General features: G+C 77.4%; 10 protein-coding genes and 1 pseudogene. 8 read left to right on the plus strand and 3 right to left on the minus strand.

The window, feature by feature from the left end; all coding sequences use genetic code 11:
* The 4 genes and pseudogenes from LO771_RS29665 to LO771_RS29680 form a co-directional block, all read left to right on the plus strand.
* Positions 1-184: pseudogene (locus LO771_RS29665) on the plus strand (4-hydroxy-3-methylbut-2-en-1-yl diphosphate synthase); the annotation flags it as partial.
* Positions 185-500: 316 nt separating this feature from the next.
* Complete coding sequence (locus LO771_RS29670; RefSeq protein ID WP_230748198.1) at positions 501-1355, plus strand: GNAT family N-acetyltransferase; 855 nt, start codon at positions 501-503, stop codon at positions 1353-1355.
* A 21-nt stretch (positions 1356-1376) separates the two neighbouring features.
* Positions 1377-1922: a GNAT family N-acetyltransferase gene (locus LO771_RS29675; RefSeq protein ID WP_230748199.1), complete on the plus strand. Its 546-nt coding sequence runs from the start codon at positions 1377-1379 to the stop codon at positions 1920-1922.
* A gap of 35 nt (positions 1923-1957) precedes the next feature.
* Positions 1958-2155, plus strand: a complete 198-nt coding sequence (locus LO771_RS29680; RefSeq protein WP_230748202.1) for a hypothetical protein — start codon at positions 1958-1960, stop codon at positions 2153-2155.
* Between the two features lie 63 nt (positions 2156-2218).
* On the opposite strand, the gene LO771_RS29685 is transcribed toward LO771_RS29680, so the two are convergent.
* The 3 genes from LO771_RS29685 to LO771_RS29695 all read right to left on the minus strand — a co-directional run bounded on the left by LO771_RS29685 (position 2219) and on the right by LO771_RS29695 (position 4412).
* The gene (locus LO771_RS29685) at positions 2219-3133 is read right to left on the minus strand and encodes an aminoglycoside phosphotransferase family protein (protein WP_230748204.1); all 915 of its coding nucleotides are present in this window, start codon (positions 3131-3133) and stop codon (positions 2219-2221) included.
* 80 nt (positions 3134-3213) lie between these two features.
* Positions 3214-3744 carry a ferritin-like domain-containing protein gene (locus tag LO771_RS29690; RefSeq protein WP_230748214.1) on the minus strand — a complete coding sequence of 177 codons (531 nt, stop codon included), beginning with the start codon at positions 3742-3744 and terminating at the stop codon, positions 3214-3216.
* 122 nt (positions 3745-3866) lie between these two features.
* Positions 3867-4412 (minus strand): hypothetical protein, encoded by a 546-nt coding sequence (locus tag LO771_RS29695; protein ID WP_230748206.1) that lies wholly within the window; start codon positions 4410-4412, stop codon positions 3867-3869.
* Between the two features lie 294 nt (positions 4413-4706).
* Here LO771_RS29695 and rimP point away from each other — a divergent pair, with 294 nt between their 5' ends.
* From rimP to LO771_RS29715, 4 genes are all read left to right on the plus strand, one after another.
* On the plus strand, positions 4707-5318 hold the full coding sequence (gene rimP, locus LO771_RS29700; protein ID WP_230748208.1) for a ribosome maturation factor RimP: 612 nt from the start codon (positions 4707-4709) through the stop codon (positions 5316-5318).
* Between the two features lie 2 nt (positions 5319-5320).
* On the plus strand, positions 5321-6289 hold the full coding sequence (nusA, locus tag LO771_RS29705; protein WP_230748211.1) for a transcription termination factor NusA: 969 nt from the start codon (positions 5321-5323) through the stop codon (positions 6287-6289).
* Positions 6290-6384: 95 nt separating this feature from the next.
* Positions 6385-6663, plus strand: a complete 279-nt coding sequence (locus LO771_RS29710; protein WP_230748216.1) for a YlxR family protein — start codon at positions 6385-6387, stop codon at positions 6661-6663.
* A gap of 186 nt (positions 6664-6849) precedes the next feature.
* The coding region (locus LO771_RS29715) for a translation initiation factor IF-2 N-terminal domain-containing protein (RefSeq protein WP_230748213.1) at positions 6850-7192 on the plus strand (343 nt) is incomplete at its 3' end.

Genomic DNA, 7192 nt, shown 5'->3' on the forward strand with positions numbered 1-7192 from the left:
GGCGGACCTGGGGGTGGCGTCGGGCAACGGCAAGGGGCAGATCTTCGTGAAGGGCGAGGTGGTCAAGACGGTGCCGGAGTCGCGGATCGTGGAGACCCTCATCGAGGAGGCCCTCAAGCTCGCCGAGCAGATGGAGGCCGACGGCGTCGCCTCCGGCGAGCCCACCGTCACCCCCCTCGGCTGACCCCGCAGGCCCGGTCCTCCTCGGGTCGGCCCCGAGGCCGGCCCCGTCCCGGGAACGCCCTCCCGGGAACGCCCGCGCCGGGGCCGGACGGCACCCGCCCTCCGGCCCCGCGCGCTCTCCGGCCGCCCGGGGGTAGGGTGCCGTCCGCAGGACCCGTACCCTCGGAAGCCGGGCCCCGAGACCGGGGCCCCGCAGCCCGGGGCCCCGCAGCCCGGGACCCCGGAGCCCGGACCCCGCGGCCGACCCGGCCGCCGGGCGCCCGCACGGGGACGGGTGCTGCGGCACGGGCAGCCCGACGGCATGGTGAGGCGCGCAGATGCTGGGAAGTTCGGTGTCGACCACCCGCGTCCTCGAGGCGCCCGACCTCGAGGACGCCCTCGACGTGCTCGACCGCGACCCGGTGGCCAACGCCTTCGTCGCCGCCCGCGTCCACGTCGCGGGCCTCGACCCCTGGCGGCTCGGCGGCGAGATGTGGGGCTGGTACGACGACGCCGGCCGCCTCGACGCCCTCTGCTACGCCGGGGCCAACCTGGTGCCCATCTGCGCCGGGAGCGACGCCGTCCGCGCCTTCGCCGAGCGGGCGCGCCGCCAGGGGCGGCGCTGCTCCTCCATCGTCGGCCCCGCCGAGGCGACCGCCGAGCTCTGGTCGCTGCTGGAGCCCGGCTGGGGCCCGGCCCGCGACGTCCGCGCCCGCCAGCCGCTCATGACCATCACCGAGCCGTCGCCCACCGTCGCCCCGGACCCCCGCGTGCGCCGGGTCCGCCGCGACGAGATCGAGCTCCTCATGCCCGCCTGCGTGGCGATGTTCACCGAGGAGGTCGGCGTCTCGCCGACGGCCGGGGACGGCGGCCTCCTCTACCGGGCGCGGGTCGCCGAACTCGTCACCGGCGGCCGGGCCTTCGCCCGCTTCGAGGAGGGCCGGGTCGTCTTCAAGGCCGAGATCGGCGCCGTCACCGACCGGGCCTGCCAGATCCAGGGGGTCTGGGTCGCCCCCGACCGCCGCGGCCAGGGGCTGTCGGAGACCGGCATGGCCGCCGTCGTGGAGTACGCCCTGCGCGAGGTCGCGCCCGTCGCCAGCCTGTACGTCAACGACTTCAACCTCCCCGCCCGCGCCGCCTACCGGCGGGTCGGCTTCCGCGAGGTCGGGGCGTTCATGAGCATTCTCTTCTGAGGTGCGGGTAACGTCCCCGCGATGGACGACGACGTGGTGGACGACGTGGTGATCGAGCCCTTCGACCTCGCCGCCCGCGCCGAGGAGGCGCTCGCGGTGCAGGCCCTCGCCTTCGGGCTCACCGACGAGGAGGTCGCGGTCCGGCTGCAGATCGTCGTCCGCCACGCCTCCTGCCCCGGTGTCGTCGCCCTCGGGGCGTTCCACCGCGGCCGCATGGTCGGCTTCGGGTACGGGATGCCGAACGACCGCGCCCACTGGTGGAGCACGGTGATCCAGCCCTTCCTGGAGGCGCGCGGCCACGGCGACTGGCTCGACGGCTCCTTCGCCGTCACCGAGCTGCACGTCCACCCGGGCTGGCAGCGCCGCGGGCTGGGGCGGGCCCTGATCACCGGCCTGTGCGCGCGCTCCGGGCTGTCCCGCTCCATCCTGTCGGCGATCGACGAGGAGACCCCGGCGCGGCGCCTCTACCGGTCGCTGGGGTACGTGGACCTGGCCCGGCCGGTGCTCTTCCCCAACACGGCGCGCCCGTACGCGGTGATGGGGGCGGAGCTGCCGCTGCGGGGGTGACGGCGCCGGTGCCCGGCCGGCCGCGCCGAGGGGCGGTGCGGGGCGGGGTCGGACGGTACGGGGACGGCCGCGCGGAGCTGTCCGTCGGCTCCCCCGGAGAGAACGGCTCCGGCTCCCTGACCGTGCTGCGCGGCACCGCCTCGGGCGTCGGGACCACCGGCGCCGCGAGCATGCTCGCGAAGGACGCCGGGGTCTCCGGCAACGCCTGGTTCGGCCAGGTCCTCGACCGCTGAGGGCGGCCCGCCCGGTGCCGCGGGCCGATCCGCGCGCGGCACCGGGGCGGGACCCGGCCGGGCTCACAGCCGGCCCGCGAACTCCAGGAAGAGCTCGGCGGAGGCCCTGTCGCCGACGGACAGGCTCCACAGCCCCGCCTCGACGGTGCGGAAGAGCGTCCAGCCGCGCAGCCGATCCCGGTCCACCTCCAGGGACTCGGCGAGCCGGTGCAGGCGGCGGCGCACGGCCGCCTCCGGCCCCGGGGAGCCCACCAGTGTGTCCTTCCGGTCCTGGACCAGCCAGGCCAGGTCGTACGCCCGCTCCCCGACCAGGGGTTTGGGATCGATCGCCAGCCAGGGGAACCGCTCGGCGGCCAGGACGTTGCCGTGGTGGAAGTCGCCGTGCAGCAGGTGGTCCTCCCGGGCGTCGGCGAGCAGGCCGGCCGACACCTCCAGGGCCTCGTCCACCAGCGCGCCGGCGTCCGCCGCCCCCGACAGGCCGCGGCGGGAGCGCAGCTCCTCGCGCTGGCCGCCGACGTGCTCCGCCACGGTCCGGAAGGGGTGCCCGGCGGGCGGCGCCACCCACAGCCGCTGCAGGATGCCGGCCGCCTCCAGCATCGCCTTGGCCTCGGGCAGCGAGCGCAGGGTGATGTCGCCGTGCAGCCGCTCCAGCAGCAGGACGGCCCGCTCCGGCTCGGCCTCCAGCAGGCGGGCGGCGCCGCGCCCCGCCCAGTGGGCCAGCGCGGCGTGCTCCTGGGCCGTCTCCGGAGTCACCATGCCGGCCTTGAGCGCCGCGGGGGTGCCGTCGGCCCGGCGGACGTACACCACCAGGCTGATCTGGCCGCCGGGCTCGCAGACGCGCTCCGCGGTGAGCCCCCAGCGCTCCAGGTGGGCCTCCACCAGGGACGGCAGCGCGGAGAGCCAGGTGCTCCCCGCCTCCCCCTCCCACCGGCTCAGGGTGCGCTCCAGGCGCTCGGGGACGGTGATCGCCGGCTGCATGCTGTCCTCTCGTCGTGCTCCCCCGTGGCGCGGACGCCGTACCCATTGTCGGGCACGGCGCCCCGCACGGAGGCGCACGCTCACCGCGCCGCGCCCCCGGACGGCCCGGGCGACACCGGTGCGGACGCCGGGGCGGACGGCGCGGGGGGCGTCGCGGCCCGCTCGGGGAGGCCGGGGAAGGCGGGCCCGGGCGCGGCCGGGCCCCGCCAGCGCGCCGCGCGCACGGCGGCGCCGCACAGGGCGTCGGCCGCGGTGCGCCGCAGCGGGCCGCGGGCGGCGTCCACCAGGTCGGCGTGGACCGCGGCCAGGCGCTCCTCCAGCAGGACGGCGAGCCGCACGGCCGAGGCCGGACCGGTGACGGGGAACGGCAGCTCGTAGCCGGCCGCGGCGGCGGCGGGCGTGCCCCGGCGGGCCGCGATCTCGCGGTGGAGCGTGTCGCGCAGCGCCCGGTGGGCGTCGTAGGCGGCCCGGGCGGCGGCGAGGCGGGCGCCGGTGAGGTGGGCGCCCACGACGCCGTACCCGTAGACCGCGGCGTGCTCGGCGGCGAGGGCGGCCTGCAGGGCGGGCGGTACGGGGCCCGGGGCGGAGGGACCGGGTCCGGCGGGGCCCAGGGCGGTGGCGGAGGGGGCGCTCGGCGTGGTCACGCGGTGGCTTTCGGGTCGTCGGGGCGGTGGTCCGCCGCGTCGGCGGGTGCGCCGGCGGCGGCGGCGGTCCGGGTACGGGGCCGGGGCGGTCAGGGGCCGAGGGCGAGTGCGTGCACCGTGCCGCAGGCCGCGAGCGAGGCGAGCAGGCGGGCCAGTTCCGGGGAGGCGGTGTCGAGGGCCGCCGTCCGGGAGGCGGCGGTCCGGCGCTCGGCGGCGGCCAGGGACGCCAGCGCCGCCGCGGGCGCGGCCGGGACCGCGGCGGCGGAGGCGGTCGGCGGGGCGGCGGGCGCGCCGGTACCGGACGGCCCGCCCGGCGCGGGGGCGGTGCCCGGGGCCGTCGCGGCCGGCGGCGTACCGCCCTCCGGGAGGCCCGCGGCGAGGGCCGCCCGGTGCCGCAGGACCTGGTCGCGCAGCGGCTGCAGCCGCCCGGCCAGCGTCGGGTGCGCGGTGAGGACCGCGTCGTAGGCGGCGGCGAGCGCCGCGGTGGCCTCGACCGCCCGGCGGCGGACCGCCAGGTCGGGGTCGGGCGCGGCGGTCCCCGCGGGCGCCGGGGCGTCCGCCGAGCAGGCGCCGAGGGTGAGGACGGCTCCGCCGACCGCGGCGCCGAGGACGGCCCGCCGGGTGGGGGACTGCATGCGCGCTCCCGCTGGTCTCTCGGGACGGTGGGGTGACGGTGGGGTGACGCTGGGGGTGCCGTGGGGTGCGACGGCGCGTCCCCCGGGCCGGCGGGTGCGTGCCGGTACGGGGGGCGCGGAGGTGCAGGGGGCGGCGGAGGGCCGCCGAACGGAAGGTACCCGCAGGCGGGGCGCGCACCGGCGGCGGGGTGGCCGCTCGCCGGGACGGGTGCGCGGAATCGGCACCACGGGGCCCGACCGGATAGGCTTTGCAGCGCTTCCGACAACAGCAGACGCGGCCGAGGAGTCACCCGGATGAGCACCCACCAGAACGACCGGCTGCGTGCCCTGATCGAGCCGCTGGCCGCCGGAGCGGGACTGGACCTCGAGGAGGTCCGGGTCACCCAGGCAGGCAGGCGCCGCCAGCTCCAGGTCGTCGTGGACGCCGACGGCGGCGTCGGGCTCGACACCGTGGCCGAGCTGAGCCGGGAGATCGGACAGGCCCTGGACGACGCGGACGCCATGGGCGGCGCCCCGTACGTGCTGGAGGTCGGCTCGCCGGGCGTGGACCGGCCGCTGACCGAGCCCCGCCACTGGCGCCGGGCCGCCGGGCGCCTGGTGAAGGCGCAGCTGGCCGCGGGAGGCGAGCTGGTCGCCCGGGTGCTGGAGGCCGACGACGAGGGCGTCCTGGTCGAGGTGCAGCCGGTGAAGGGCCGGGGCAGGCCCGCCGAGCGGCGCCTGGAGTACGCCGAGGTGGCGAAGGCCCGGGTGCAGGTGGAGTTCGGCCGCAAGGACGCGAAGGACGAGGACGCCGGGGCCGCCGCCGGCGGCGGCCCGGACGACGAGCACGACGAGTACGACGAGCAGGACGACGAGCAGGACGTCGACGCCTCCGACGAGGGCGACGAGAGCAAGGAGGAGGCGTAGCCGTGGACATCGACATGAGTGCCCTGCGCGGGCTGGTGCGGGAGAAGGAGATCTCGTTCGACCTGCTGGTCGAGGCGATCGAGTCGGCCCTCCTCATCGCCTACCACCGGACGGAGGGCTCGCGCCCCAAGGCGCGGGTCGAGCTGGACCGCAAGACCGGCCACGTGACGGTGTGGGCGCTGGAGGAGTCGGACGAGGCGCAGGAGCCCCGTGAGTTCGACGACACCCCGAGCGGCTTCGGCCGCATCGCGGCGACCACGGCCAAGCAGGTCATCCTGCAGCGGCTGCGGGACGCCGAGGAGGAGCGCACCTTCGGGGAGTACGCCGGCCACGAGGGCGACATCGTCACCGGTGTGGTGCAGCAGGGCAACGATCCCAAGAGCGTGCTGGTCGACATCGGCAAGCTGGAGGCGATCCTCCCCCCGCAGGAGCAGGTCCCGGGGGAGGACTACAAGCACGGCACCCGCCTGCGGTCGTACGTGGTCGCGGTGCGCCGCGGCGTGCGCGGCCCGTCGGTGACGCTGTCGCGCACCCACCCCAACCTGGTGCGGAAGCTCTTCGCCCTGGAGGTGCCCGAGATCGCGGACGGCTCCGTGGAGATCACCGCGATCGCCCGGGAGGCCGGCCACCGCAGCAAGATCGCGGTCCGCTCCCACCGGCAGGGGCTGAACGCCAAGGGCGCCTGCATCGGCCCGATGGGCGCCCGGGTGCGCAGCGTGATGGCGGAGCTGCACGGTGAGAAGATCGACATCGTCGACTGGTCGGACGACCCGGCGGAGATGGTGGCCAACGCCCTGTCGCCCGCCCGGGTGACCAGGGTGGAGATCGTCGACCTGCAGCAGCGCTCCGCCCGGGTAACCGTGCCGGACTACCAGCTGTCGCTGGCCATCGGCAAGGAGGGCCAGAACGCCCGCCTGGCCGCCCGGCTGACCGGCTGGCGGATCGACATCCGGCCGGACACCGAGCAGTAGCCCCGGACCCCCGCCGGACGGGGGTGCCGGGGGTCCGCGGCCCCGGTGGGATCACCGGGGCCGCGGGAACCACCAGTGGAGGAGTAGACTTGGACGTGTCTGGCCGGACGCGTGCCCGTGCATGCCCTGAACGCACCTGCGTGGGCTGCCGCAGGCGGGCGGCCAAGCGCGAACTGCTGCGCGTCGTGGCGGTGGAGGGCGTGTGCGTCCCCGACCCCCGCGGCGCGCTGCCCGGCCGAGGGGCGCACCTGCACCCCGACCCGGGCTGCCTCGACCTCGCGGTGCGCCGCCGGGCGTTCCCGCGGGCCCTGCGCCTGCAGGGCCCGCTCGACACGGCGGCGCTCGACCGGTACGTCGGGGAGCGCACCCGCTGAACGCGGGAGGGTTCGCTGCACGGAACAGCACGGTGCGCGGGCATGCAGGTGCCCGCGCCGACACCAGGTACCTCGCGAGATGGAAGTAGGTCGAGATTGCGATGAGCACTCGATGAGTACGCGATGAGTACGCCCATGAAGTAGCAACGGTCCGGCGGACGACCACCCCGGACCAGAAGGAGCGATGTGGCTAAGGTCCGGGTATACGAGCTCGCCAAGGAGCTCGGCGTGGAGAGCAAGGTCGTCATGGCCAAGCTCACCGAGCTGGGCGAGTTCGTCCGTTCGGCGTCCTCGACGATCGAGGCGCCGGTCGTTCGCAAGCTGACCGACGCTTTCCAGGGGGGCGGCTCCGGCCGTTCCTCCGCCAAGCCTGGCCCGCGGAAGCCCGCGGCGCCCCAGCCGTCCGGCGACGCCGGCACGGCCCGTCCCGCACCCGGCCCGCGGCCCGCGCCGCGTCCGGCCGCCGGTGCCCCCGCGCCGGGTCCGCGCCCGGCCGCCGGCGCTCCCGCGCCCGGCCCGCGCCCGGCGG

Source organism: Streptacidiphilus sp. ASG 303 (assembly GCF_020991365.1).
GTDB lineage: Bacteria > Actinomycetota > Actinomycetes > Streptomycetales > Streptomycetaceae > Peterkaempfera.